The organism is Candidatus Protochlamydia amoebophila UWE25, from assembly GCF_000011565.2.
Classification (GTDB): domain Bacteria; phylum Chlamydiota; class Chlamydiia; order Chlamydiales; family Parachlamydiaceae; genus Protochlamydia; species Protochlamydia amoebophila.
The window spans coordinates 661,600-687,208 of sequence record NC_005861.2 but is presented as its reverse complement, the minus strand read 5'-3'; the positions used below and the strand labels follow the sequence as shown (position 1 = coordinate 687,208).

20 protein-coding genes and 5 pseudogenes are annotated in these 25,609 nt (G+C 35.3%); 10 read left to right on the top strand and 15 right to left on the bottom strand.

Translation table 11 applies throughout. The features are described from left to right. Positions 1–717 precede the first annotated feature (717 nt). Positions 718–1,395 (top strand): hypothetical protein, encoded by a 678-nt coding sequence (locus tag PC_RS02560; protein ID WP_011175082.1) that lies wholly within the window; start codon positions 718–720, stop codon positions 1,393–1,395. Positions 1,396–2,121: 726 nt separating this feature from the next. On the opposite strand, the gene PC_RS10285 is transcribed toward PC_RS02560, so the two are convergent. After that, positions 2,122–2,358 (bottom strand): phosphotransferase-like protein, encoded by a 237-nt coding sequence (locus tag PC_RS10285; RefSeq protein ID WP_181679032.1) that lies wholly within the window; start codon positions 2,356–2,358, stop codon positions 2,122–2,124. Positions 2,359–2,873: 515 nt separating this feature from the next. Here PC_RS10285 and PC_RS02550 point away from each other — a divergent pair. Further along, positions 2,874–3,629, top strand: a complete 756-nt coding sequence (locus tag PC_RS02550) for a hypothetical protein (protein ID WP_011175080.1) — start codon at positions 2,874–2,876, stop codon at positions 3,627–3,629. Positions 3,630–4,248: 619 nt separating this feature from the next. Here the strand turns inward: PC_RS02550 and PC_RS02545 are convergent. From PC_RS02545 to PC_RS11030, 5 genes and pseudogenes are all read right to left on the bottom strand, one after another. Then, complete coding sequence (locus PC_RS02545) at positions 4,249–4,485, bottom strand: hypothetical protein (protein WP_011175079.1); 237 nt, start codon at positions 4,483–4,485, stop codon at positions 4,249–4,251. A 73-nt stretch (positions 4,486–4,558) separates the two neighbouring features. Further along, a pseudogene (locus PC_RS11035) lies at positions 4,559–5,762 on the bottom strand (IS3 family transposase). 62 nt (positions 5,763–5,824) lie between these two features. Then, positions 5,825–6,106 (bottom strand): hypothetical protein, encoded by a 282-nt coding sequence (locus PC_RS02530; RefSeq protein ID WP_044044768.1) that lies wholly within the window; start codon positions 6,104–6,106, stop codon positions 5,825–5,827. A gap of 1,690 nt (positions 6,107–7,796) precedes the next feature. Then, a complete protein-coding gene (locus PC_RS02520; RefSeq protein ID WP_181679031.1) occupies positions 7,797–8,684 on the bottom strand; it encodes a YfdX family protein in 888 nt (295 codons plus the stop codon). A gap of 373 nt (positions 8,685–9,057) precedes the next feature. After that, positions 9,058–9,225: a hypothetical protein gene (locus PC_RS11030; protein WP_155117103.1), complete on the bottom strand. Its 168-nt coding sequence runs from the start codon at positions 9,223–9,225 to the stop codon at positions 9,058–9,060. Between the two features lie 1,838 nt (positions 9,226–11,063). Here PC_RS11030 and PC_RS02515 point away from each other — a divergent pair. Beyond that, complete coding sequence (locus tag PC_RS02515) at positions 11,064–11,267, top strand: DUF378 domain-containing protein (protein WP_039357006.1); 204 nt, start codon at positions 11,064–11,066, stop codon at positions 11,265–11,267. Positions 11,268–12,440: 1,173 nt separating this feature from the next. Here PC_RS02515 and PC_RS10275 read toward each other — a convergent pair. From PC_RS10275 to abc-f, 7 genes and pseudogenes are all read right to left on the bottom strand, one after another. Next, the gene (locus PC_RS10275) at positions 12,441–12,668 is read right to left on the bottom strand and encodes a Fic family protein (protein ID WP_269474220.1); all 228 of its coding nucleotides are present in this window, start codon (positions 12,666–12,668) and stop codon (positions 12,441–12,443) included. Positions 12,669–12,925: 257 nt separating this feature from the next. After that, entirely contained in the window at positions 12,926–13,564 is a 639-nt protein-coding gene (locus PC_RS02510; RefSeq protein WP_011175069.1) for a CatB-related O-acetyltransferase, read from the bottom strand. Positions 13,565–14,240: 676 nt separating this feature from the next. Next, a pseudogene (locus tag PC_RS11935) lies at positions 14,241–14,980 on the bottom strand (bifunctional transcriptional activator/DNA repair enzyme AdaA); the annotation flags it as partial. A gap of 115 nt (positions 14,981–15,095) precedes the next feature. Further along, the gene (locus PC_RS02500; protein WP_011175067.1) at positions 15,096–15,944 is read right to left on the bottom strand and encodes a nucleotidyl transferase AbiEii/AbiGii toxin family protein; all 849 of its coding nucleotides are present in this window, start codon (positions 15,942–15,944) and stop codon (positions 15,096–15,098) included. Then, complete coding sequence (locus PC_RS02495) at positions 15,941–16,540, bottom strand: type IV toxin-antitoxin system AbiEi family antitoxin domain-containing protein (protein WP_011175066.1); 600 nt, start codon at positions 16,538–16,540, stop codon at positions 15,941–15,943. Before PC_RS02495 ends, PC_RS02500 begins: the two co-directional genes overlap by 4 nt. 780 nt (positions 16,541–17,320) lie before the next feature. Then, positions 17,321–17,494 carry an NUDIX domain-containing protein gene (locus PC_RS11930; protein WP_420885288.1) on the bottom strand — a complete coding sequence of 58 codons (174 nt, stop codon included), beginning with the start codon at positions 17,492–17,494 and terminating at the stop codon, positions 17,321–17,323. A 126-nt stretch (positions 17,495–17,620) separates the two neighbouring features. After that, positions 17,621–19,246 carry a ribosomal protection-like ABC-F family protein gene (abc-f, locus tag PC_RS02490; protein WP_011175064.1) on the bottom strand — a complete coding sequence of 542 codons (1,626 nt, stop codon included), beginning with the start codon at positions 19,244–19,246 and terminating at the stop codon, positions 17,621–17,623. Between the two features lie 322 nt (positions 19,247–19,568). Here abc-f and PC_RS11925 point away from each other — a divergent pair, with 322 nt between their 5' ends. Together PC_RS11925 and PC_RS11010 are read left to right on the top strand one after the other, a co-directional pair. After that, complete coding sequence (locus PC_RS11925; protein WP_079890459.1) at positions 19,569–19,715, top strand: pentapeptide repeat-containing protein; 147 nt, start codon at positions 19,569–19,571, stop codon at positions 19,713–19,715. Beyond that, the gene (locus PC_RS11010) at positions 19,669–20,007 is read left to right on the top strand and encodes a pentapeptide repeat-containing protein (protein ID WP_011175062.1); all 339 of its coding nucleotides are present in this window, start codon (positions 19,669–19,671) and stop codon (positions 20,005–20,007) included. Before PC_RS11925 ends, PC_RS11010 begins: the two co-directional genes overlap by 47 nt. A 91-nt stretch (positions 20,008–20,098) precedes the next feature. On the opposite strand, the pseudogene PC_RS11685 reads toward PC_RS11010, so the two are convergent. Further along, positions 20,099–20,722: pseudogene (locus PC_RS11685) on the bottom strand (aminoglycoside phosphotransferase family protein). A 1,077-nt stretch (positions 20,723–21,799) separates the two neighbouring features. On the opposite strand from PC_RS11685, the gene PC_RS10995 reads away from it, so the two are divergent. From PC_RS10995 to PC_RS11840, 4 genes are all read left to right on the top strand, one after another. Then, entirely contained in the window at positions 21,800–22,405 is a 606-nt protein-coding gene (locus PC_RS10995) for a type IV toxin-antitoxin system AbiEi family antitoxin domain-containing protein (protein WP_052236300.1), read from the top strand. Between the two features lies 1 nt (position 22,406). Then, positions 22,407–23,267, top strand: coding sequence for a nucleotidyl transferase AbiEii/AbiGii toxin family protein (locus PC_RS10990; protein ID WP_052236299.1), 861 nt, complete (start codon positions 22,407–22,409; stop codon positions 23,265–23,267). Between the two features lie 40 nt (positions 23,268–23,307). Further along, positions 23,308–23,970 carry an AAA family ATPase gene (locus PC_RS10985; protein WP_162180805.1) on the top strand — a complete coding sequence of 221 codons (663 nt, stop codon included), beginning with the start codon at positions 23,308–23,310 and terminating at the stop codon, positions 23,968–23,970. A gap of 198 nt (positions 23,971–24,168) precedes the next feature. Next, positions 24,169–24,297, top strand: a complete 129-nt coding sequence (locus PC_RS11840; protein ID WP_269474206.1) for a hypothetical protein — start codon at positions 24,169–24,171, stop codon at positions 24,295–24,297. A 34-nt stretch (positions 24,298–24,331) separates the two neighbouring features. On the opposite strand, the pseudogene PC_RS10980 reads toward PC_RS11840, so the two are convergent. After that, positions 24,332–24,562: pseudogene (locus PC_RS10980) on the bottom strand (GNAT family N-acetyltransferase); the annotation flags it as partial. A 74-nt stretch (positions 24,563–24,636) separates the two neighbouring features. Here PC_RS10980 and PC_RS10975 point away from each other — a divergent pair. After that, positions 24,637–25,429: pseudogene (locus tag PC_RS10975) on the top strand (IS5 family transposase). Positions 25,430–25,609: the final 180 nt, after the last annotated feature.

Sequence of the window (25,609 nt, the reverse complement as noted above, 5' to 3'; positions counted from 1 at the left end):
AATTTATAAGTTCAAAAACTGCTCCTCGATTTTCAAACTGATTTTCGATAGCTACTGTGAGACCTTTGAATTGCATCACTTAAGAATTTCGCGTTAATAAAAAAGTATATCATGCTAAACTCTCATTCGGTTATTCATGAACTCTTTTGGAAAAATTGCCTCTAATTTTTCTTCAATTTATTGATAGACTAACCAATTCTAGGAGTAATTTTTTAAGGTTGTCTTATTGCGACAAATTAAGAATAATAACAAATGACTGCTTTGGCTTTCATATGAGCAACCATTTTTTGTCCTTTTTTAACCTGAAGTGCCTAGCTTTTCTGCATTTTGTAAACTTAAAAATATTTTTTGCCTAAACCGAAGTTTTTATTATTTGCATCTACTTAATTCAACAAATTTAACTGACAAATGAAATTTATTGTGAAAACTGACCTTCTATAAAGTTTATTAATACTAATAAAAAAACTTTCAATTTATCTAAAAGATAATTAATCTTCATAAGAACATACTTAATTTTAGATTAATTTAATTAAAGAATAATTTTAATTGATTTGCCATAAAATTATTTTTAAAATATAATATTAATTAGATGGAATTATACTTTACAATAAAAAGCCTTATCAATTTAATAATTAAGAAATTTGATAAATATTTATAATAGAATTAATTGATAAATACTCAAATTTATAAAAAATTTTAACCAACAAAGAAAATAAAATGAAAATAGAAAAAGTATTAAGTTATGCTGAAGAGTATTTAAGTATGGGATCTGGCCCTGCTATAATAGGGATCATTCCTGGAATCGTCAAGGTTGGAATGGGAGGAACTCAGTGCTTATCAGGACTTGCTTGTACAATTATTTTTTCAACTGCCACAATTTTTGATTCTAATTACACACCTTTGAGGAATCGATCAGCAAGCCATATTATTCACGGCGCTGCTAATATCATTGCTGGAATAATAGAAGCTATTCCTTTTGTAGGTTTTGTTGGATTTGTTGTTAGAATGGTCAAAAGTAAAGTAGGGGGAAAAAAAGTAGATGGGATGAAAGCTATCTATAATATGAGAAGAGCGGCAGCAACCGCAAATCCAACCTATCAGGCAATTTGGAATCAGCGATTTAAAAATGATCCTAATAACTATGCCCTTGAATCGCCTAAAAACTATGTTCTTGTATCCCCTAACAATTTCAAATTCATAGGTTATAAAACATTACAAAATGACTCGGACACTTATTACCAAGAAGAAGGGGCTTATTATCGCTCTCTTAATTTTCCAAAAGAGGTAATTGATCCTAATACTATCGTTCATGTTTCGAACAAAGAACAATTTAAAAAAACCCATGCAAATGCGAGATTTTTTGATGCTCCTTGGGGTCCTGTTCTAATGGTTTAAAAATTCCTTGATTATCTATTGATTATCTATATGATAAAATTTTCTTTATTTTTTAATATCTCTTGAATCAATTTGATGGCCATCGGCATTATTAGATGGCAATTTTATATATCCGTAGCTAAAGGGAAAAGATAGAGATGCTATATTGCGCAATTAGCATTAAAAAATACTTGCTTAGCCTATCGAATTATCCTTTCATCAAGTAATTTTTTGCGTAGACTAACCCATTAATCCGGAAGAAGTAGATTTAAACCATATTTGCCTTTTTAAGCGTGTTCATGGCATTAAGAAAAGAAATGCACTAAGGAACCTATTGATCTTACTGTTGTTTAAAATAAACTTTAAAAAATCGACGCAATAAATGACTTATCACACCGGCGAATGTTTAATTAGGTTTATAAAACAAATATTTTATTGTGGTAAAATTTATAAGACTTTTGTCAGCATCGCGTCACAAATAAACTGTTTTGTAATCCTCTAAAGCAGAAAAGATGTTTAGCATTATCATTGAGTAATACCTTATCGAATTGAATTGGTTTAGCAAGGATTCTTTCCGACTCTTGAACACACTTTTAAGTCGTCTTCTCGCCAATGCCTTAATATTAATCGTTCTGTTTGTATCAATGATCTGTCTGACATAACTTTTTCTTTATTATTTGCACAATATTTTCCATAAATTCTTTACTTGTGTCAAATTCAAGATCGTAAGTAATGTCCTTATGAACTTTAAAACTGGGCTCTAGCCGTTCCATGCATTCGATTCCCTCTTAATTTTTCTCGTTCTTCAAGTATTGGCAGCGGTGTTTTAATCCAGATCCATAGCACTTTATAATCTTTTAATACTTCTCGCCATGCATTGACAGCATTGCTATCAAATGCTACATCATCGATAATAATAAAATGCTTCATCTTAGCAAGCGGGAGGACAATTTCTTTAAGGGTTTGACTCAATTTTTTGTGCAAAAGGTCCCATCTGAATTTCATAGACAGGATGGCTTGTTTCATCGATAGATGATTTCTAACTAAACCCTTGAAAAGCTTCCCCTCCTTTCCAGTTATTTAGCTTATTCGGCATCATGCCTATGACTCTATCAATACCTATATGAAGAAATGGCTGATACAACGCTTCTTGTAAAGCTTACGCTAGAGTAGTTTTACCAGAGCTAGAAGTTCCATTAATATAAATGATTTGAAAAATTTGTTTGAGCTCCATACATACAAAACATTTCTAAAAAATTTAAAGTTCCAGTGAATGATGATCTCATTTTTTTACGCAGAAAAAAATTACCTAAAAAATCGTTTTTTGAGAAATTTAATTTATAACTCTCATCAAAAGTCCATGCTAAGCTTAATATTCAGACTAAGTTAATCACATGAGCTTAAACAGCTATATTAATGTTGTTTTAAAAAAACTTTATAATACCTTAATAATCAACAAATAAAATCGGTTCTGGTTGTAATTATATTTAAGGAAATTTATGAACAATTTTTTATATTATGGAACATGCCCTGACCAATACCAAATGCATTATACTAATTTCCAAGTACCTTTTAGAAAAGGAAAAGAAATTTCAACTCAATTGCCAAAAAATATTGCAGTGATTCGAGCGGTGGCAGTCGTAGTTTTTGCATCTTTAGCAGCTTTAAAACTCAACGCTACAATTTTCTGTTGGCCTGTCATGATAGCAGGATTAGCCTTTGCTGGATGGACAATCTATACCCACCTTTTGTCTAAAGATCCTTTAATGGAGGCTTTTTATAAAATTTTAGGAGGAAAAGATAGATTTGAAGCATTGCCAAAAATTAACCTTGCACAAGCCCCGAATGAAAAAATTTGTGAGGCTATTAAAAAGATTGATTGGGATAATTTAAATCATTCAGTCGCTAAAACAAGGACTTTAGATGGTCGAAATGTTGTCATTATCAAAGGTCTTAACCGTAATAATGGTGTCCTTTTTCCTAACTGTCAAACTAAAAGTGTCTTAGCCTTTGTAGAGAAAATTAATCCACAAGATATTCCTAGAGCTATATCAAATTTACCAGAAATTGCTGATACAATTATGCACGCCATTTTCACTCCTCATAAAGGAAATACATTTAGCAGCTTTCTTTATTCTAGTATCTCTGATAGAGGTAATGGGCACGATAATTATAATTGTAATATGTATTCTTCTATTTCAACCAATATAGCTAATGAGCTATATACGCAGTTGAATACAGTTGAGATACAATAGTATTTAACTACAATTAAGAGATTTCATCAGCCTTGTTATTATTATAGCAAGGCTTATTTCTCTCTTATGCCCACGCGCTCAATTGGATTTAAAAATTTATCCGGGCTCCAAGTATCATCATAGCCTTCTAAAATTTTCACAAAGGCCAGATATCAAATTTCGTAAACGCTGTAATTTTTTTAAGCTTTTACCAGTTAAATTTTCATCCAAAAGTTTCTGATATAAGTTTATATTTTCGCTTTTTGTCTACTCAGTAGCAAATTTACTCATTTAAATAGAAATTTATTTCTGAACTTGCATGATAGTATGAATGCTAGAAATGCTTATTGTTAAAAATTTCATAAATAACTTTGTGATTATATTAAATTGTATCTAAATGTCTTACTCAAACAAAAAAGTGGTCTTTTAGCTATTGTCAACTTTCCCTTCTTTTGTAGAAGTTGGAAATCCAGAAAATTTTCTGATATAATATTGTTTCTTGTTTGAAAATGGGTTCGGACAATTAACCTATTAAGAAGATAAAAGATTTCAAATCAAAATGCTAGATAGTGCAATCAGCAAAGTCTTGTACCGCTAATGCACCCTCTAACTTGATGAATTTAAACTAAAACTTTAACAATTAAGTGACTAGTTTCTTTAGAATATTTTTAGCTTTATCTACAATTTTCCCCATTGCAATTTGTTCTGTTTGACTTAAGTTGCCTGTAAAAATCTTATTCACTAAATGATTAAGCCTTTCAATATGTTGATTTAGAACGACTTTTCCAATTTTTTTTACATCTGACGCGAGTAGCTTATTTATGTATTCAATCTCTTGGACAGCTTTTACTACTGTTGTATCTATATTTTCTTCCAAAACTTTTTTATTTCGCTGATTTGAAAGATTTGCTTGGGCTCCATACTGGAGTTGCCCCTATAAAACCGGACCGCTAGCCTGCCATTTTTAATTTCCTTAAATACTCTCTTGGAGAGAGCATATTTAAAGCCTTGTGAGGGGCTTTAACGTTATAGTCTTCGATTCAAATAGGCAATTGCTGCAAAACAGCTTCAGCACTTGCCAGATTGCCGAAATAAACATAATCTCTTTTAAAAGTTTTGACAAAAGCTTCTGCCATGCCATTACTTTCTGGACTATAAGGTGGCGTGGTTCTAATGGTTAAACCAAGCATTCTACCAAAATTGACAGTTTCTTTAGCCGTGTAACAGCTGCCATTATCAGAGAGCCATTCAAGAGGTACTCTAGCTTTTGGCTGTTCAAATCTATATTCAATAGTCTCAAGCATCAAATCTCGAATCATCTGCCCATCAATACCTATTGTAGAGGCAATATAACGCATGACTTCTCTGTCACACGTATCCAACGAGAAGGCGACATGAACACGATCACCATTTAAGCATTGAATAGAGAAGCTGTCTGAGCACCATCGTGTATTGCTGTAGAGAGTCTCTACTTTGCCTGTATGTAAGCGTTTAGGACGCCTGTTTGGCCTTTGTAGCAAAAGATGATGCTGCCTCATCAGTCTAAAAACCCGCTTATGATTAATGACTTTAAGTTTTTTCTCTTTGAGAAGGCTATTGACAATCGCATGGACCCTACGATAACCGTCAGTCGGCCTGTCTTTAACGACTTCTTTGATTAAAGCTAAAACCTGTTCATTTTCCGCTTTAGAATAAAAGACTGGCTGATGAGGTAAATGCTCTTTAAGCTGCTCTATAAGATTGGATCTTGATACTTCCATCACCTTTGCTATTTTCCTTAGGCTAAATCGTTTAAGCTTGGCAATGGCTGCCGCGAGATGAGTTTTTTTTCCTGCCCAAGCCTTACAGCCTCTTTTAAAATTTCATTTTCAAGTGTCTTTTTCCCAAGCATCCGCTCTAGTTCTCTTATTCGCTTTTCCATTTCTTTCACTTGGCTTTTGGGAACTAGTTCTTCTCGGCTGCTAATTCCTTGTCGTGCTCCTTGTTCCATCTGCCTTCTCCATGCAAAAAGTTGACTTGGTGTGATATCATATCTCCTTGCTATTTGGAAAACAGATTGACCTTCTTGATATGTTTTTCAATAATCTGTTTTTTTTCTTCTAAGGACCATCGTCTTCTTCTTTCTAATGATGTAATTAATTTACAATTAGTCATAAATCTAGTCTTACTCCTATATCTTAGAAGCAAGCCAGATGGTCCGGTTTATTTGGGGAGCACTACACATACATACAAAATATTTCTAAAAAATTTAAAGTTTTAATAAAATCTTTTTTTTCATAGCCAAATCGCCTTTTTTTTACATTAGATGCCATTTTCCAAACATTTGCCTCTAATATTTCCAAACTTTTTGATGCATCCTTGTTTTTAATATGTAAAAGAGCTTCAAGTCCCAATTCTTTTACGCGATTTTTAGATTCTTTTGAAGGAACAAAATCTTTATCAAATTTTACTCCTTCTATTGTTGCTGGGACTGAAATTGAATGAATTGGGCTAGACATATTATACCTCCTGCGCTTTTTAGCAGTTCATTTTATGCAAGAGGCGTGCCAATCTAAACTATCATATGTTAGAAAACTTTTAAGCTGATCTATTTTTTTGCTAATAAAATGAAAACCAATACCGTGATTTTAACGCTGATAGTTGTGCCAAAAGCTTGGTTTAAAGTTTTACTCATTCTTCTGACATTCTTAAGGTCGAAACCAGCATCCGAAACGTATTTACTCAATTGTTTACGAAGTTATGTGATAGATGGTTGGCCAACATTCCTGTCATGCCCCGTTATAATTTTTTAATGATTTAATCTTACTCATATATTAAATCTCATCGAACTAATAAAGTTTAAAATCTTAATGCGTTCCTATGGTTAATAGCCATGTCAGCGCGAAGAAGTTATGTGTTAAGTTATGCTCAGAAACATTATGAAGTACTAAGAACTTTCCATAGAAACAAGGCTTGCTCTTGATCAGTTGTAAGTTAAAGAGAAGGAGGCGAATGAGATTAGAACCTACGACCAACGATTTATAAGAGCGATGATCTGCCAATCAAATCGATTTCATCCAATCGCTATAATTAAGGTACTAAATGGTTTTTGAACAAAAGACTACTGAATTTTATCGGATTAAGATGGGTGTAATAGACCGGATAAGTAAAATGCACAGGGATAGTGGGCTACATGAGGTTTACTTTAACCAGTCTGTTCAGTAACAAGTAGATCGCGTACTTCACACTATAAGGCTCAGTTTAAGGCAATGGAGAATGTAAGTTACGAAGCCGGTTCTTCTACCAGAGTAAGTTCTGCTGCACTTTGCTTGTATTTTTAGGCTTAATGGGTAAGACCGGAGGGATGTTTTGATCAATTGCCTCGCTGAGAGTGTGTTTTTGTTCCTTTAACTTATTTAAATAGCAAGCGCTACCGATTTTGACTTCGGTATTCTTCTTCTAATTTTTTTTGACTAAGTTATATGAACTAAATGTTTTTATAACAGAAGGATGTCTTTAAAAAATGTGAGCGAGTAATTAACAACGCCAACTTTTCCTATTCTTTTATTTATTTTTTTTAATAGTGTTAATATCCCCCCCTTCTTGATTGTTAGGGTTATCTGTTACTACTAATGAGTAATTTGTTGTGCTTTTTTGTGGCCTTTTGTCTACCTGTCGCTCAGGAATAGTCCACAAAGATGGCGAAGAGTTAGCTTGGTCAATAAATTTATCTAATTTTTTCTCCCAGCTTACCTCTCGAGCATTTAAAAAGTGGGGCAACTTGGACTTGAATCAAGGAACAGAGCGAGTTATGAGGGCTATGGTTTGCCACATTACCCAAAACTCTAAATCCCTATAGATAAGAAGATATTTATGGTGAAAATGCTACGGGATTTTATTGGTTTCAGATGGCTGACATGGCTGACTAGGTTATTTGTTGCACCACCATTGCCGCATATTAGTGATACCCTTCGGCTTTTCTCAGTCATTTCAATCAATAATCTTTGCAGAATCTACTTTGCTTTTTAAAAGGTGAATCACAAGAAAATCGGCAGCAGCCTAACACCACATTCGTATACTTAACTTGACAAGTTTGTACGGTAATACCTGATTAACCTACTAGTAATGCATGGGATTTTCAAATATATTTTGCTATGGAGTTGACACTCCATAGCTTTTAAGGACTTTACACTTTCTTCATTACTACAATTACTCGTTTAAACATCGAGAAGCACTTTTTGGCTTAGATAAAATTTTTAAAAAGTCTCGAAATTTTTCCTTTAAAGACCTAAAGCTAGAAGTACTTTTTTGATTTTTATTAATTTTATTTTCCAGATCTGTAAGTTCTTCATTTAAAGCCCTATATTTCTCATCTTTTTCTAAATAACCCAATTCTATTGAACGTTTTAGCTCGAACTTAGCCTCATTTACAAGCTTTAAAGCATTCTCTTTATCGTTTTCCTTTTCCAAGATGTCTTCAGCTGTAGTCAACAAAGTAATTACTTTGATTGTCGGTATAGGAAAAGTTTGGTGCATCTCTACTAATGTATTAAGTGCTATGTCTAATACCAAACTTGCTTCCGAAGCTTGTTTCAATTCCAACAATCTTGCCGCTTTTTTGAGTGCTTCAGGATAATACGCAAGAGGTAAACAATAGGTAACAACATCAATCTCACTACATAAGAAATTAAGCAAGGCACGACTAACTGGATAATTTTTATAGTCAATGTTTTTTTTAATCAATTTCTCAATTCCATTTATCTTATTTAGTTCTACAGGTGCACTATCAATAACTTTAATAGCAAAATCTACAGGTAGCAAAGCATTCTCAGGATGACGAGCTAATAAGACATCACTTTTACCAGTGGCATTTTCAACAGCAGACAAAGCTTCTGCCATTTGTCCATTCTTAATAAAATTAATGGCCTTTTTTGTTTCATTCACAATAAAAATAGCGTCAGGAACAAGACTTTTTTGTACCTCTTCTTTAGCTTGCTGGGTTTGATTTTGAATATCTTTTTGTGCTTGCGCCTGATTTTGAAAAGTAACTTTTTGAGATAAATTAGAAAGGTCTGCTTCCGCAGTTAAATTAGCCATGCAGGCTGTAAGACTTAAAATTATGACTAAACACATTTTAAAGGACATTAGAAACCTCCTAGTTATTAAAATTAGAGACCAAAAACACATCAATTTTTAATTTTTTTAACCTTAGTATTAATAATATTTAACTGTAATTTCATTAATAACTCCTAATACTCTTACTAAATTGCGTATTGAACTCTCTGCCTCGCCTTTTTGAAAAAGGAAATCTATTTTTCTAGATAATCTACATAACCTTGTTCTAAGAGCTTCTTTATTTTTAAAGGAAATTAATACGTTCCAGCGCAAAGTTTTCTAGCACAGCTTTAACAACCATCCATATCCGTGAGTTTTGCTTTTTTAACTAGAGCGACTATTAATTCACTTACTTCTACTTTAACAACAATGCAATTCCTAATTTCACCTTAAGATTTGTCACCTTTTCATCTGAAGGAGCAATTCCCTTTCTGGCTGCAACAAAAACATCAAGGGCATCTAAATAAAAAAAATTCAATTTAGTAATTATATTTTCATAAACTTTAGGGTCCTCTCTCTTCATTTTTTTACTTCCGCAATGATGAGAGGTCTCACGGCTTTACATTTAATTTATTCCTTTTACTTTTAATTTAAATAAAAATTTAAACTAAAAACTCATTCGATTAAATTAATTAATTTCTATTGATTTTTCCTTTTTTTTGATATATCGATTCAGGTTCTTGAATGAGTTGAGATGAGCTATGATAAATCATATCATTAATTTCATTGATTAAATTGACAAGGTCTAAGCATGCTAACTTTTTCATGTCGCTTTTAAAAAAATTGATAATCATCGCTTTATTCATTGGAAATGTAGCTTTTTAAAGAGTTGCCTCAATATTTGAAACTTGGAGTTTTTCTCTTTGCTGTTGATTTTGAGGTAATTTTGTTTTTCTGGATTTTGTAATTTAGAGGGATTTGATTTAAAAGTATTGTTCATCTTCTATACTTCTTTACTTATCTAATTAAAAACTTCAATGCTTTTATAAAATAATTTATTCCTTTTATAATTGCCTTGCAAGGCAAACTTTCATCTGTTTATAAACTCCTTTACTTTTTAACTACTTGATATCACAGTATTTTTTATATTGTGCACCTTAAATTACAATTATTAGCAACAGGTTAAAAATAAGCAAAATAGCAATTTAGAAAATTTCAATTTATAAAAATCGTTTAAAATCTTCTATAACTTTTTATAGCTGAATTGACGATGTGAATTATGCATGATAAGTTTGAAATTAGTTGATTTTTTATCAAAAGCCAAATATAGTTACTTTTATAGTAAAATTTTTTAATTATGAGGAATTAACATAAGCTTTTCTATAACAGGTAATTTATTAACGGGACCTTTTTTAAGATCAGATATTACCAAATCCAAATAATTTAAGAATTACTAAAACAAAAAATATTACTAACTATCGTTTAGCAGTATCTGAAAATGAATCAGATGAATCAATTACAGTAATAAATGAACCTAAGCGTACTAGACAAAATACTCTTACTTATAGTGGACTTAGACTTAACTGGTTAAATATATGCGGTATTATTCCTGGACTAAGCACTGTAACAGGTACAGGACGCGCACTTCTTGGAATTGTACACACAATTGCTCACTTAGCAAAAGCTATTTTTGACAAGCAAAATAGAAATAGCCACCTAAATGAGGCAACTTTAGGTTTTTATAATTTTGCAAAAGGTACAATTGAAGCAGTTCCATTTTTGGGCAATAGTATAGTAAATATTTTTGATATTTATAAGCTTCAAAAAAAACTTATAATGATGAAATGAAAATTCAGATTACACAACAATATCATTCATCTTAACAAACTAGCTTGCATAGCACAGATAATATATTTACAGATACCAGTGACATACCTAAATGGATGTTTTGCAGTCTTTGAAGCTTGTGATGACCTCATAAAAATGATTTTTCCAAGGCCAACTTTTCATAACGAGAAAAAGCCAGAATGTATTCTCACCATCTGAAAATAGCTCAGGCAGTAAGCTATGATAACTGAAGCTTAAGGTTTCATGGTTTAAGGCTTTTGAGGAAGTCCACCAGCCATTTTAGAAAGTGCATACATTAGGAAAAATAAAAAGCGCACGCTTTATAACAGAGAAACCTAGATTAGACTTTTTCCGGTTTGATCAAGTATCGGGCCAATTGACTTTGACATCACTTTTCGACCATTTGCCACAGAGAGAAAGGATTGTTCATCAGGTAGCCCAGTAATTAAGTCCCCTTATGTTGGAGGGTTAAATTTTTTATTTTTTGTGCAAACTATTTCTAATAGGGTTGCATGAATATAAAAAAACCTTTAAATTTTTTAGATGAACGGCTAACTAACTTAAGGAGAATATATGAAAACTATAGAGATCATCGCCCCTATTTTATTAGTCATTGGGGGTCTTAACTGGGGACTAGTCGGTCTATTCAATTTCAACCTCGTAGAATTTATTTTTGGCCAATTTCCTGTGCTTGCCAGAGCGGTTTATGCAATCGTTGGATTGGCTGCCGTGTACCACATATTTCAATGGAAAGCCATTCAAGATTACTGGAGATAGGGATTCCGATACTTGAATTTGTGCAATTTTTGATTGAAGATTCTGGAAAATGGGGATGAGCGTAAAATTTTAAAATGACGTGACCAAGAACATTTCTATTTTTCCCCGGCTTCATACTACATGTACCCTTTATTATCCTAAAATTCTGCGAATTTAAGACAAACGAGAATAAATCATGGATAAAAAGACCATTCTCATTTTTGAGGCATGTAGGGGTATTGCGTGGGCGCTTGCAAAGCGCCCTTCAAATAAAATATTAAAGAATTATTTTTAAATACAACTAGATTTAGCTATTTAGGACAACAACGATTATCTTTCGTTTTAATAGCCGACAGAGAGGCTTCTAGGGCAATTACGAATCTCTTAGTATTTCACTAACATTGATTCTTCAAAATCCAATCTTAGCTAATAGTATTGCGTATCCACTAGTAGCTGTCATTATGATAACAGTCATGCGTTTCTTGTTGAGTTAGCTATGAGCTATGCTTTAGAAGAAATCTTTAATTATTGTATTTATTACCTATTAAAGGATCAACAATTTGATGCTCTCTAATTAAATTAAAAATTATTTCTTTTTGCGCTGTTTGAATTTTGGCATTCTATAGTTTTTTGATATCTATCGAAACGAGTAAATCGTTATATCAAGCTGTGGAAATCATCAATATTTTTTTCAGATGAAATCGTAAATATGATAATTGATCATGGGTAGAAAATTCATGTTTTGTGCCCATGCTGGTTCTCACATATCCCTATTTTACATATTTTACTCACGAAATGATCTCTTGTTTTAAGCCCACCTCGGACAAAAGATCAAATAGGACATCGTTCATATAATAATTTTCTTTCCCTCTTTTATGCTTAGAAAGCAGGCCAATTTCTACGAGCTCATTAAGTTATTTTGCTGCTGTTTTGCGTGTAACTTGCAGCACATGCATGACGAAATCAATTTTCGTGTAAGATGACGAAAAAGTTTATTTAACAAGTTCTGTCGGTACATCTTTGTTAGCTCATCGCGTAACTTATGCTTATGATGCTAGATTAAATCTCTTATTCTTATTATCAAACGTGTAGTTTGGCGCAAAGTCTGTTCGATTTACTCTAGTATGTAAAGCACCCAATTTTTCCCAATTTTTGTTGTCCCAAACTGATTGAAGCAATCGGTAATATTTACCCTTATTCTGATTGATATAACGAGAAAAATAGAGCAATGGGTATCCAATAGACCATGTGCTTCACAAGACAAAGTATTTTAATAATACGCCCATTTCTGCCATTGACATCATAGAAAGGGTGGATACTCTCAAATTGATGATGAATAACTGTCATTTTGATAAGAGGATCAATATTGCCCGGGGTAACATCCGTGATAAATTGTTCTAAGTTATTCATCAAAGAGAGAATTTGTTTTTCATCTTAACACAAGCAGCTGATTGTCAATCTGCAACATTTTACGTGATTCCAGACAAATCAAAGAGGAAGTTTAGAAAATTTAAATATACTAATTAATTGGTGAATATCAGGAAATTTGTCATAAATTTGACTGAATTCAAAAAAACTAAATCTATTTTAAAGATTAAAAATGGGTGAATATTACTTTTGTAATTCTTTTTTAGATAATATCTCTATCAATTCAGAATTATTCCTATTCGGAAGCTTCGTCATTCATGGGATGCTAATTCTAAGTGATCTATATTAAGATGGCAGATCAGTTTTAGGTTTTTATTAACTTTTTCAATCTCCCAATTCCACCAAGAAATTTTTTGCAAACGGTCGATAGTCTTATCATCAAATCGCATTTTTACAACCTTAGCTGGGTTGCCTGCAACAATTGAGTAAGCAGGTACATCCTTTACAACCACTGCCCTGGCTGCAATGATCGCTCCATTACCTATCGTCACACCATTCATAACTAGGGAATCATATCCGAACCAGACATCATTGCCGACGATAATGTCTCCCTTGACTGGTAAGTCGTAAACATTGAAAGCGCTTTCCCAACCATAGCCAAATATGGGAAAAGGATAAGTGCTAATTGCATCGAGCTTATGGTCCCCCGTCATAATAAAGCGAGTTTCTGCTGCGATGGCACAAAATTTTTCGATAACAAGCTTTACTTTTGAAAAGTCATAGTTATACAAAACATTGTACTCTTCAAATCTCTCTGGACCATATCTTCTGTCATCAAAGTAGGTATAATCCCCGATAAAAATATTACTGGCTTTAACAAAGTTTTTTAGAAAAATTAATTTGTCATAATCTTTAATTGGATGAAAAGAGTTTGGGTTTGGACTTGTCATTTTGTAAGTTATCCTAGTATTATAAGTTTTTTGTCAGCCAAAGGATCAGTTTGTCATCTAATGGATAAGACTTACCAGTAACTATAAGCTGATAGTTGTAAGTTATCCCGCAACCATCAGAGACATATCCTAATCGAAAGTAGAGTTGCTGAGCTCTATCGCAGTCTGCATAAAGAGACCAATTCCTATTCAACCATTAACCCTGAAGGCTATAAATTGGGTTGAATGGATCAATATGAAGGATTTTTACTCTGGAAAGAGAACTTATTTCCACAAAAAATCCTAATTTATAACACAGGTTCAAAAAGTACAAAAACTTCTCTTCAAACCTTTTAAACCTTTATTTTTATTAATTTTCAAAAACTTTGAAATATGCTAATGCTTGCATAAATTGTACTAATTTATTGCGTTGCCTTGGCCAATTCTTTACCTTTAATTTTTTATTGGAATGACTGCCTTTGTAATGCTTGTCATAAGTTTGGAGCCCATTTCAGCAGTGGAAGCTCCCCTATACTCTACATGATACGAGAATCGATCAAATCGCCTGCTTATTCTTTTTCAAATATTTTTGTTCATTACCAGCTCTAAATCATTACTTATCCAGCTTTTCTTTCCACTACTTAGGTGCCGTAAAATATCTTAAACATTTTTAGGTTTGGAAGATAAAATTAATTCTATATAGCGCCCTATCATTTTCAATTGCCCTAATAGGCTTTGTATAACACGAAATAATCGCTGATTTAGTTTTTTGTCTAAGTCGTTCAACCTCCCTTCCTAAACCGCGACGGTCTACAAATTCTAGAAAATAAAGAGCCTGTTCATCTGTAATAAATAGTATTGGACTAAACAGCGTATCGAGCCATGATGCCTTAAGAATTTTATCATTCCCGAACTTCGACGGAGGCACTCCATAATTCGTGAAAAGGTATCCCTAAAGACACTACCGGATTCATAGCCGCTTGAGAGTTGAGCTTCGATCACAGGATCACCAGCTCTTATTTGTTTCACAGCCAGTCCCATGCGTCTTGCACATGCATATTCAACAAACGTCATACCAAATCTTTTCTTAAACTGACGGCGAGCAGTCGAAGTATCTACGGATAATTCTTGAAAATATCTGTCTTTCCAACGTTTTTTCGGGGCTTTTTCGACTGCTTCAACCAGAATTTGCACAAGTTTAGAGACATGATTAGGATGAGAAAGAGGCCTGCAGCGTTTACAAAGTCTAAACGAGACTAAAAGTGCCTGCTGGACAGTTTTGAAAAATTCACAATCTCAAGTTTTGGCTTCCTTGCAAGACATGTTGGACGACAAAATACTCAATGCTTTTAGCTCCAACAAAGAAGATCCCCTCATATTCTGTTTTTTATCAATTAGTGCTAGATAGTATTCTCTCTTGTTTTCGGCTAATATCACTCTATTGCATTTTCTTGCTTTGCTGCATTGTATTGAATTAGCAAAAAGGCTGCCGCCGAAATTCAGGCGTTGATTTTTTAGAAGCGCAGTTCACATCTTCATGTTAGAGGTAGATTTAACATGTTTCTACACTCTTGATGATTGTATTGAGTTCTATAATGACATCTTGAATGTTCTCTGGAAGCTTCAATTTCTGAGCTGCATGGCCTAAATTTTTGATGTGTGCAACCCAGAGTTTTTGCATTAGCTTGAGCTCATTTGTTTTGAAATCAATAAGCTCAAGAGTCGTACCGCGATTGCTAAACGTATTCTTTAACGATACTTGCAACTTGTTAAAGTTAATCATATGTGGTTCGCGCGCGAGTAGAAGCAGGTCATGATAGTCCTTCATACGGCTATTAGCAGCTCCCTTAGAAAGCACTGTCTCAAGCTTTTCTGCAAAAATTGTTTCGGAAGGATAGACAAGCAAGGAAATTTCACCTTCAAACATTGGCTTACCCTTGTACTGAAAGAAGTGCAATTCGCGAGTGGTGGGCGTGACTACGTCTCCTATGCCTACATCGATCTGAATCTTATCCCTCATGCGGCCAAATATTGCTTTCAAACCGACGCGATATCCTGGATAGTCCATATGAGGCTGTTCTAAAAGCTCTATTCCTTCATAACTGAACGAAAATCCATCTTCTGATTCTATTGCGATAACCTCTTCTATAGCTTCCTTTATCTCGTCTTCACTGGCGTTTATGCTTGTGAGTAAAAAATCGAGATCAGTCGTCTCTCGTCCAATTTCCATGAGGTAGGCGAGAAGAAAACCTCCTTTAAAAATGAATTGTTGAGTATATGTTGATCGAGATAATCGGGATAAAAACCGTTCTAGAAGCAGCTTTTTCCAGCACTCATTGAAATTGATACCTCTTTCTTTAGAAATAGCTTGAAGACGATCTTTTAGTCCTTGTTCATTCATGTTGTTGCCGTGATAAGGTAGGGGGCAATGTTAAATCTAAGTTTTTTTGCGTACGACTGCAGTTTTTTAAGATCCAATCGCATTGTCCCTTTTTGGAATAAAGCCATTTTTAAAGCTTTGATGGCTGTTTCTCGACTCAGTAGCCTAAAGGAATCGATGATGGTCCGTTCGCGATTAAATATAGGAATGCGAACACCTCCCAGGTCAAGTTCTGTTTTTCCAAGCTCCATATTGCGGAATCTCACAATTCTCACTTTAGCGCCTCTACAAATGGAAGTAGTATGTGGTATAGCAATCCAATGTTCTCGCGGAATTTCCTCGGTTATATCGTGGATAGCTAGTGCAGAAATAAGGCAAATAACCCCATTGGGTACAGAATTTACAGCCTCTATAAGATCCTCCCATCGAAAATTTTCAGGAGATCCTTGATAGTCTGCACTTTGGTAAATGCCGCGCCCTAGTCGTTTAATTAGACCTTTCTTAATATAGTAGCCAAGATGAGCAGCAGAAACCCCAAATTGTTTAACCTCTTCTGCAGTGAATGAGGATTGAGCAAAAAGCGGACGAATAATACTTAGGTTTGTAGGTTTTTTCATAGGTTATCTCCTGTATTCAATTTAACAGAAACACCCAATTCCATCAACTGGGTTTTTGTGTTAAATTTTAAATCAAGAGATTTCAATAGACTACTGAAATAAACTTGATCAAAGATCAATCCTTTTTATTTTTTCTAAGTTTTTTGTATAAATATACCATTTTAAAATCAGGTCTATAAGTATTCAACTTTGAATAAAAGATCAAACCCATTCTGCTTATAAAAAGCGTACGTATTTATGTAGTTGGGGTCCTTTTCCGCAGGGCTTAGTGTTTCAACAGTCATGGATGCCCACTGTTTCTTTGAACAGTAAGTCTCAGCATATTTCAAAAGAGCTTAACCTATTTGTTGACCACGATATTCTTTTCTGACTATCATCTAGTAAATATTAACCTTGTTAGGAAAAGGTATTTCGCACAAGTTCAATCCTAAATAGATACCGCTAAGCTTCGCACCAAAAGTAGGTAGCCCTCTTGCTCCCTTTGCATGGCGTTCATTAGCCTCATGAATACCGAAATATTCAGGAAGAAAACGTGTGAGCTCTCAGCAAGCTTTTTCAGCTTTGCTAGCATTTAACGAATGAATGGTTAAGTTCATTTGTCAGACTCTATTACGCTGTCTATCTTTAGATTCATTTGATAGCACATTTTCTGTATAAACCTCTTCATATGTGTGGATCGGATTTCTCGAATGGAAACTCATCGATCCAAAACCAACAAAACTGATGAAATTCATTAGAGTCGTAATCCAAAGCTTGGCTTGAATCGCCTTTAAGCAAATATCAAAGTGATACATCTGTATGTTTGGCAACATTCTCTACTGTTTTGTTTACCGTTAGCAAAAGCGGTTCATTAGATAAAAACTCGGCCTCGATTTCAAACTCTTCCTTGGCTTTTCTTTTGATCGCTTCCTTGAAAACCTCGCCGGGGCCAATATGACCGCCAGGTGAAACTATAGTCCGGATTTTCTATGATTTACTAATAAAATCTGATCTATTTCTGGAGAGACAACCACGAAATATGCAACTAAATGTGTATCCAGAGTCGCTAGTTTTTGTATACGAAAGTTTTCACTTCCAGATTCAATCCAATTGAGCACAAAACGGATATGTTCCTGATCCAAGCCTCCATTCCTGAGTAGCAATTTTTTCAATAAAGGTGGCATCGTGCGATACCGCTACGATGGCCCCTTCGAACTCGAGAAGGGCATTCTCAAAGGCTTCCAAGGTCATGAAATCCAGATGGTTCGTAGGTTCGTCCAATAAGAGGACGTTGGGCTTTTCCAGAACAAGGGCGAGCAACATCATCCGCTTTCTTTGCCCTGTGCTTAATGTGCAAAATGGGCGCCTTAGCAAATCCGCTCCCTCCAAGGATGCTTTATGAAGTTCGCGCCTTAAGCCCTCTTCAGATAGATGAAACTGGCTTTCAAAGTATTGAAGAGGCGTTTGATCCATAGGCAGCAACTTGGCTTCCTGGTCTAGGAAAGCGATTTTTGCGGTAGGTGCCGAGCGGATACCTCCTTCGTCCAATGGAATGATTCCGGCAATCGCTTTCAAGAGCGTCGTCTTTCCGCATCCATTCAGGCCTGTGACAAGAATTTTGTCTCCTTTGCAGATGCTCTTGCAAAATTGGGAAAATAAAACTTTATTTCCATAAGCCTTGCCCGCATGATCCAGTTCGATCGCAACAGAAGATGCCAGAGGCAATTCAACAAATTTGAGGCCCTTGATGCTTTTCGGCTTTGGATGAGGAAGAAGATCGGCTTCGATTTCTTCAAGCCGGGTTTTCATGGCATTGAGTTTATGCTGCAGCGATTTTTGATGCTTTTCCCCTCTTTTATCGTAGTAAGCTATGATATTGCGGTCCTTTGGAGGAGGGGGCTTTCCTTTGGAAAAGGTAACTGCTTTGATTTTCTCCTTGAGAAAAGATCTTTCTTCCTCTTGAGCTTTATAGGCTTTCATCTGCCTTTCCAGTATCCTTTCCTGCTCTGTAAGATAGAAGTCATAGCTGCCTCCGTAGCTGGTGAGCTTGCCGTTTTTGATTTCGACGAGCCTATTGCAGACGGCATTTAAAAATTTACGGTCGTGCGAGACGATAATGCAGGCTCCTTGCCTCTGCTTCAAAACAGATTCCAGCCATTCAAGCATTTCCTGGTCGAGATGATTGGTCGGTTCATCCAAAAGCAGAAGATCCGGATTTTTTACCAATGCTTTAGCCAGCGCTGCCCGCACTCTTTGTCCGCTGCTTAAGCGGGACAGAGGTAGATCGAGCAGGCTGCTTTCCAGCTTCAGTCCGCGTAGAACTTGTTCGATCGGAATCCGGCGGTATCCGCCTAACTGCTCGTATTTCTCATGCAGCTCAGCCCATTCAGCCAAACGGTCTGGATCTTCCAGGCAGGCTGCCATTTCTTTTTCAAGGTCCGAAAGAGAATTTCCTTCTATGAATTCCCTTACAGAGACTGAAGGATTGGCCAGAACGATTTCCTGTGAAAGGAAGGCGATTGAAATGCTGAAACCTTTGCTGAAATTGCCGGAATCAGGCTGCATGGTTCCAGCCAGAATCTGAAGCAGCGTGGTTTTTCCAGCCCCGTTTTCGCCGATCAAGGCAAAAAGTTCGCCTTCATTAATCGAAAGGGAGAGATCCTCGAAGAGAGGAAAAGAGCGAAAAGATTTAAAAAGATGTGAAAATTGTATGAGAAGCCGAGACATAAGTTTGATCCTTGGGTTGTTTAGTTAACAGATTGGATTCAAACTTAAATTCTCACTAGACCTAGCTCCTTCAACGAGTTATTATTGTTTTTATTTTACCACAGACTTCCAGTTATCTCAAGAGTTTTTAAAGCAATTGCCTCCTACGGAAGCTGTGAGGAAATACCAACTTAGAGCTATAAATGCCTGAAATTGAACAGAATATAGATAGAGAGATAATCAAATCGGAAAACTTTTCCAAGGAAAGCCTAGAAAAGCATTCCTTCACTGACTGCACCTTCAATAGTTGTGATTTCTCTGAAACTATCCAGCGGAATGCAAAATTCAATCGTGCACTTTCTCGAATTGCAATTTCAGTCTTGTAAAGCTGGACGGTTGCCATCTTCAGAATGTTCAATTCTCAGACTTCAAGATTACTGGAGATGAATTTTTTCAAATGCGAGAAGACATTTTTCTCAGCGAATTTTAAGAATTGTCTGCTGCAGTACTGCAATTTTTTAGATCTCAACATGAAGAGTAGTTCTTTCAATGGAAGCAAATTAAAAGACAGCCATTTTACAAACACAACATTGAAAAGTGCTGATTTCAGCGGCGTTGACTTGTCAGGAGCAATTTTCCACAATTGCGATCTGTGCAATGCAGATTTTTCTAGTAGTACCCAATGTGATATCGATCCGAAATCAAATAAAATCGAGAAAGCAAAATTTTCTTTTGCAGAAGCTTCTGGGTTGCTCCACGCTTTTGATATAACAATTGTTTAGAATGACTTAAGTTTCAATCATAGGCAGAACTGATTGAGCTGGAGCTAAAAGTGGTCGGCATCAAGGCCGTCTTCCTCCTGCCAGCAGGCTGCTAAAATAAGGCGATCGTAATATACCACTCAGCCATCACTTGAAATGGATATTTGAAATAGATGGAGATAAATTTAAGATCTCTCTTAGGATCTTCGACGCATGCCCAAACTTCATATATGGGGCAGCCTATGACTCCTTTCGGGTCGATGACTGCCCAGCTCCCTTGAGAGAAGATGTTTTCTTGATGGAGATCTCCATGAAGAAGAACTTGGGCGACCTGAACTATTCTTCATGAGTCGCTTTTTCAAACTGTGGGCTTTCTCCAAATGATCTTTCGGAAGGTCCTATTCTTTGTCAATTGTGATAAGCCATTCTTCGATGCAGGGAAACGCCCCTTTATTGGAAGGGGAGTTTGATGCAGCCTGTTCATAACCTTACAGGCAATCTCTATTCTGCTCTCCTTAGAATGACTGTTTTTTAACAAAGCTCCTGGCATTGCGCGCCCTAATAAAAGGACACCGCCTTTGCGACCAAGAACAGAAACCGCTCCGAATCCTTTGAAAACATCAAGGGCTCGCTTCTTGATCTGTTCATAATCCGGGCTGAGTTTCAAAATGATAGGAGTGCAACCTTGAAACCCTCCCAGCACATAGCTATAGCTGAGATTCGAAAGCGGCTTCAACTCGGACAATTCCCACGCACTTTTTAACTCTTCTATGGTAGAGTCAGTCCAACAAGCCAGCTTTCTCCACTCCTGCCATAGATCTTGGCGATGTTGGCTTGCAGCTTTTCCATAAACAATCCCTATGATGCTAGATCCGGCCCCGTTTAAAAAACGAGACGTTTTTGGCGACGATCGATTGAGGAGTGATTTTTTATCATGACGTCCAATGGATCGACGATGTTTGCTACGAACCAAGGATTTCAACTCTCTTTATCCGGGCCTAAGTATTTAGACACAAAGCGCATCAAGTGCCCTTTATCGCAGCTTGCAAGGACCGCTAACCTCGTATGCCTACATGTTTGAGAATGCCTTTTTCCAAGTCGTATTCCACTATCCCGGCAGCGCATCGCGACTCAACATGTAGCCTTTTCACAAAATTGTCTTGAGAACTTTCGAAAATCCAAAAGCAGGATTCTTTCCAAAGAAACCAAACCGGGGAATCACTTGGGGGCTCCTTTTTCAACAATCGATAAATGAGCCATCAAATATTTACAAAGGACATCGTCAATTTCAAAATCTTGCTGAACAAACTCCATTCTCATCCTTTCTTCCATAAATTATGATCTACATTGTAGAAAGATAGAGCTAAATTTCAGTCAAAATCAATCGAAGTGACCTAAATTTTCATGAATTAAGCTAGTAGACTGGGTATGAAATGCGCGAAAGGAGTAGAATCCTGAAAAAAATTTTGACATAATGCCATGTGATTTGTGTGTATGGCGAGTATATCAGAACGAAAACTGTTTATTTTGAACGGTTTAAAAAAGTGGGGCAAGTAGGATTTGAATCTACGAACAGCGGGTTATGAGTCCGCCATCATACTAAACATCACAGCATGCAGCTATTTGTTATAGAACAAGCATACTAGAGAAATTCCTATTTATTCAACAGCCTTGTTTAGTCAAATGCAATAGTGTTTAGATTGCGAGTGTGCACCGAATGTGCATTACTAATAAGAGAGCAATTGCGCTTGACTAGAAATTCTTTTTGGATAAAAATGTAGTAAAAAGTCAATATTTACCAACATAACTATCCATGACTGCAAAAGAAAAGGCCATAGAACTCTTTAAGGAAAACCAAGGGTTACTTCGCACTGCAGAAGCCATACGTTTAGGTATCCATCCTCGGATTATTTATCAATTAAGAGATGAGGGATTATTGGAGCAGCTAGCTAAGGGAGTCTATAGGCTGGTAGAAGTTCCCGATTTCTCTGAGCCTGATCTGGTTCTTGTCTCCAAGAAAATTCCTCAGGCTATTATATGCTTGATTTCAGCTTTAGCTTATCACGAAATTACGACACAGATTCCCCACTTTGTTTATATCGCCATTCCGACAAAATCAAGACAATCGAGATTGAATTATCCCCCAATTCGCTTCTTTCATTACTCTGAAAAGGTTTATAATACTGGCGTTGAAACAATATTGATTGGCGGCTATCCAGTCAAAATTTTCAATATTGAAAAAACTTTGGCAGACTGCGTTAAGTTCCGCAATAAAATTGGCATGGATGTTGTCATAGAAGCCTTAAAGATGTATTGGCAGCGTAAAGGAACTCAGATCGATAAATTGTATGAATACGCAAAACAAAATCGAGTTGAAAAAATCCTTCAGCCCATTATGGAAACGATAGTGAGTCAATAGAATGGAAAAAGCTAAAAAGAATCTAGAAGAGTCAATCTACAGCCGCCTAAAAAATGTAGCAAGACAGAGAAAAAGACCAGTTCAAGAAGTGTTAAAATACTACGCAATGGAACGCTTTTTATACCGTTTAAGTGCCTCTTCACATCAAAGCGCTTTCTATTTAAAAGGCGGTTTAATGCTAATGGTGTGGGATCCAATGAGCCACAGAGCTACCGTTGACATAGATCTCCTGGCAAAAACCTCCAATTCTATTGCAAATTTACAGAAAATTATTAACGAAATTTGCGCTATAGAAGTTATTCCAGATGGTTTGAAATTTATGTCAGAAACGTTGAAGTTGTCAGAAGCTCAACTACAGGCCGAATATCGTGGTATCAGTGCGGCATTTTCTGCTCAGTTATTTACAGCAAAACTTCCGATGCGAATAGATTTTGGATTTAGTGATACAATCTTGCCTCACCCTGCAAAGGTAAAGTATCCTACGCTTTTAGATTTTCCTGCACCAGAGCTTAAAGGATATACCCCACAAACATCCATAGCAGAAAAATTTGAATCTATTGTTCGCTTGGGATTTGCAAATACACGCATGAAAGATTTTTATGACATCTGGTTGTTGACTCAGCAATTTGATTTCGATCGAAATGAGCTTAAAGGGATCATTCACCAAGTTCTGGCGAACAGAGGAACAGTTTTTGAAACTACTCCTATTGCTTTCTTAGAATCTTTCTATGATAATTCTATCAAAAAAGATAAGTGGAACGCTTTCTTAAAGGATATTTCACATGAATTTATCTCTTTAGAAAAAGTAGCAACAGATTTAAAAAAGTTCTTCACAGGTATTTTAGAGGTAAAAGAGATTTAAAATGAGAATATTTTCATTAATTTTATTAGGATTCATATTTATGAATGCAAATATTTTTTCACAGATTTTAGAAAATAATTACCTAAATGAAACAAGCTTTCCGATTATCAAAAACAATTATGTAGTGATTTCTGGATGTTCAGGAGGAGGAAAATCTACGCTTTTGTCTGAACTTATAAATCGAGGATATGCTGTTATGCCAGAACCAGGGAGGCAAATAGTCAAGGAGCAAACTGCAATTAAAGGCGATGCTTTACCCTGGATAAATCTTAATAAGTTTTTGAAACTTGCTTTATCTCGCTACTTATTTCAGTTCAATTCTCAGAATGAGTCCCAAAAGCTTATCTTCTTCGATCGGGGAATTATCGATGCCGTTTTGCTAGATCAGCCTCAACCAGAGTATTTTCAACAGGCTGCAGAGAAGTTTAAATATAACCGCTTAGTTTTTCTAGTGCCACCATGGGAAGAAATCTACGCCAATGATAAAGAAAGAAAACATGATTTTGAATCAGCAAAGAAAGAGTTTAATGAGCTCCTCATTAAGTACAAAAATTTTGGCTATGAAACAGTGCTCATCCCTAAAACTTCAGTCAAAGAAAGAGTGGATTTCATTCTGAATAAACTAGGAGTTTCAAATAATAAAACAACCGAACCCAATTCCGTTATCGCTAAAGGAAAACGCCTTTTAGAATGGAATAAATAGAAATTAACAAGTCGATCTAATCTAAAAATCGAAGACTTAAAAGAGCTATTTGCTCCTGAGTTTGTAGTTATAGCAAATGGAAGAAAATATGATGCCAATTATCAAAATTACTATGAGTTCCTGAAAAAGTTTCGCTCAGATATAGACACTATCGACTATCAAGTACAAGAATATTTCACAACGGAATCGACTGTCATTATGCCACTAAAAGCTATTGTCAAACGTTTGCAGGGAAAAGAAGATATTTTCGATGCAATTTTATTGGTTAAATTTAATGATTCAGAGAAAATTGTTCATTGGCAAGAAGTTTATTCGATTCGTCAGTAAGCCAGTAAATCATATGATATATTTAAGAATCTTCTCAAGGAAGCCAGTTTTCATTTGTTATGGAGGTTAAAATATGGTCTTCCCATTGTCCATTAATAAGCAGATATTTTTTAGCATGCCCTTCTACAACGAATCCAAGTTTTTGAATTAAGCAAGCACTTTTTTTGTTGGAGGGCATATAATTAGCCATAATTCGATGAAGTTTTTGCTGTTCAACCATATATTTAATAGCTTTTGCGACAGCTTCTGACATAAGTCCTTTTCCTTCAAAGTTCTTAGAACCTGTTTAAAATCTTTTAATCGTGTATAATTGCCTTCAAAAAAAATTTGTAGGCAATAATGACGCATTCTTATCCAAGCGATATTTCTAGAGAACAATTTGATAAAATCAAGCCAATCCTTGAATCTATCCGAAAGAAAACACGTCCCCGAAAGATAGATCTTTATGATGTTTTTTGTGGGGTTTTATACACTTTGAAAAGTGGTTGTCAGTGGCGTATGTTGCCAAAAGAATATCCTAAATGAAAAATATGCTATTATTATTTCACTCTTTGGTCTAAAAAAGATCAACAAACTTCTGAAAGTATTCTAGAACAAGTTTTAAAAAAAAATCGTTGGAGAGGTTCGACAAAGCAGTGGTCGGAACGAGAAAACCAGTTTTATCATAGTTGATGCGCAAAGCGTTAAGAATACCGATACAGCTGAAAGTAAAGGCTATGATGCAGGAAAAAAAATCTCAGGTATCAAACGGCACATAGCAGTAGACACTCAACGATTGCCTCATGCTATTCATATAACCACAGCAAATGTTACTGATAGAAAAGGAGCTCTAGAAGCATGTTTACTGAATAAGAGTGTTTTGTCTGAAGTAAAAAATATTTTAGCAGATAGAGGATATTCTGGAGAACCATTTTCAAATGGTATTCAAGAGATATGGGGATGTACAGTAGAGATAACGAAAAGAAACGAATTGCATGCTTTTAAAGTGATTGCGAAAAGATGGATCGTAGAGCGCTCTTTTAGCTGGCTAGAAAAATGCAGAAGGTTATGGAAAAACTGCGAAAGAAAATTGAATACAAGCTTAAATCTGGTCATTTTGGCGTTTGTGGTTCTCCTTTTAAAAAGATTTTAAACAGGTTCTTATCGATGTGATATCCCAAATAACAAGCTTGAAACGGTCCTCGAAAAATCTGAGAAAAGTTACAAAAACCAATTATTTCACCTTCAAGATTGTCTTTTAGGAATAATAAAAATCAAATGGATTTGCCTTCTTTAAATTCTTGCTCCCATTGTGTCAGCTGAGTTTTATGGT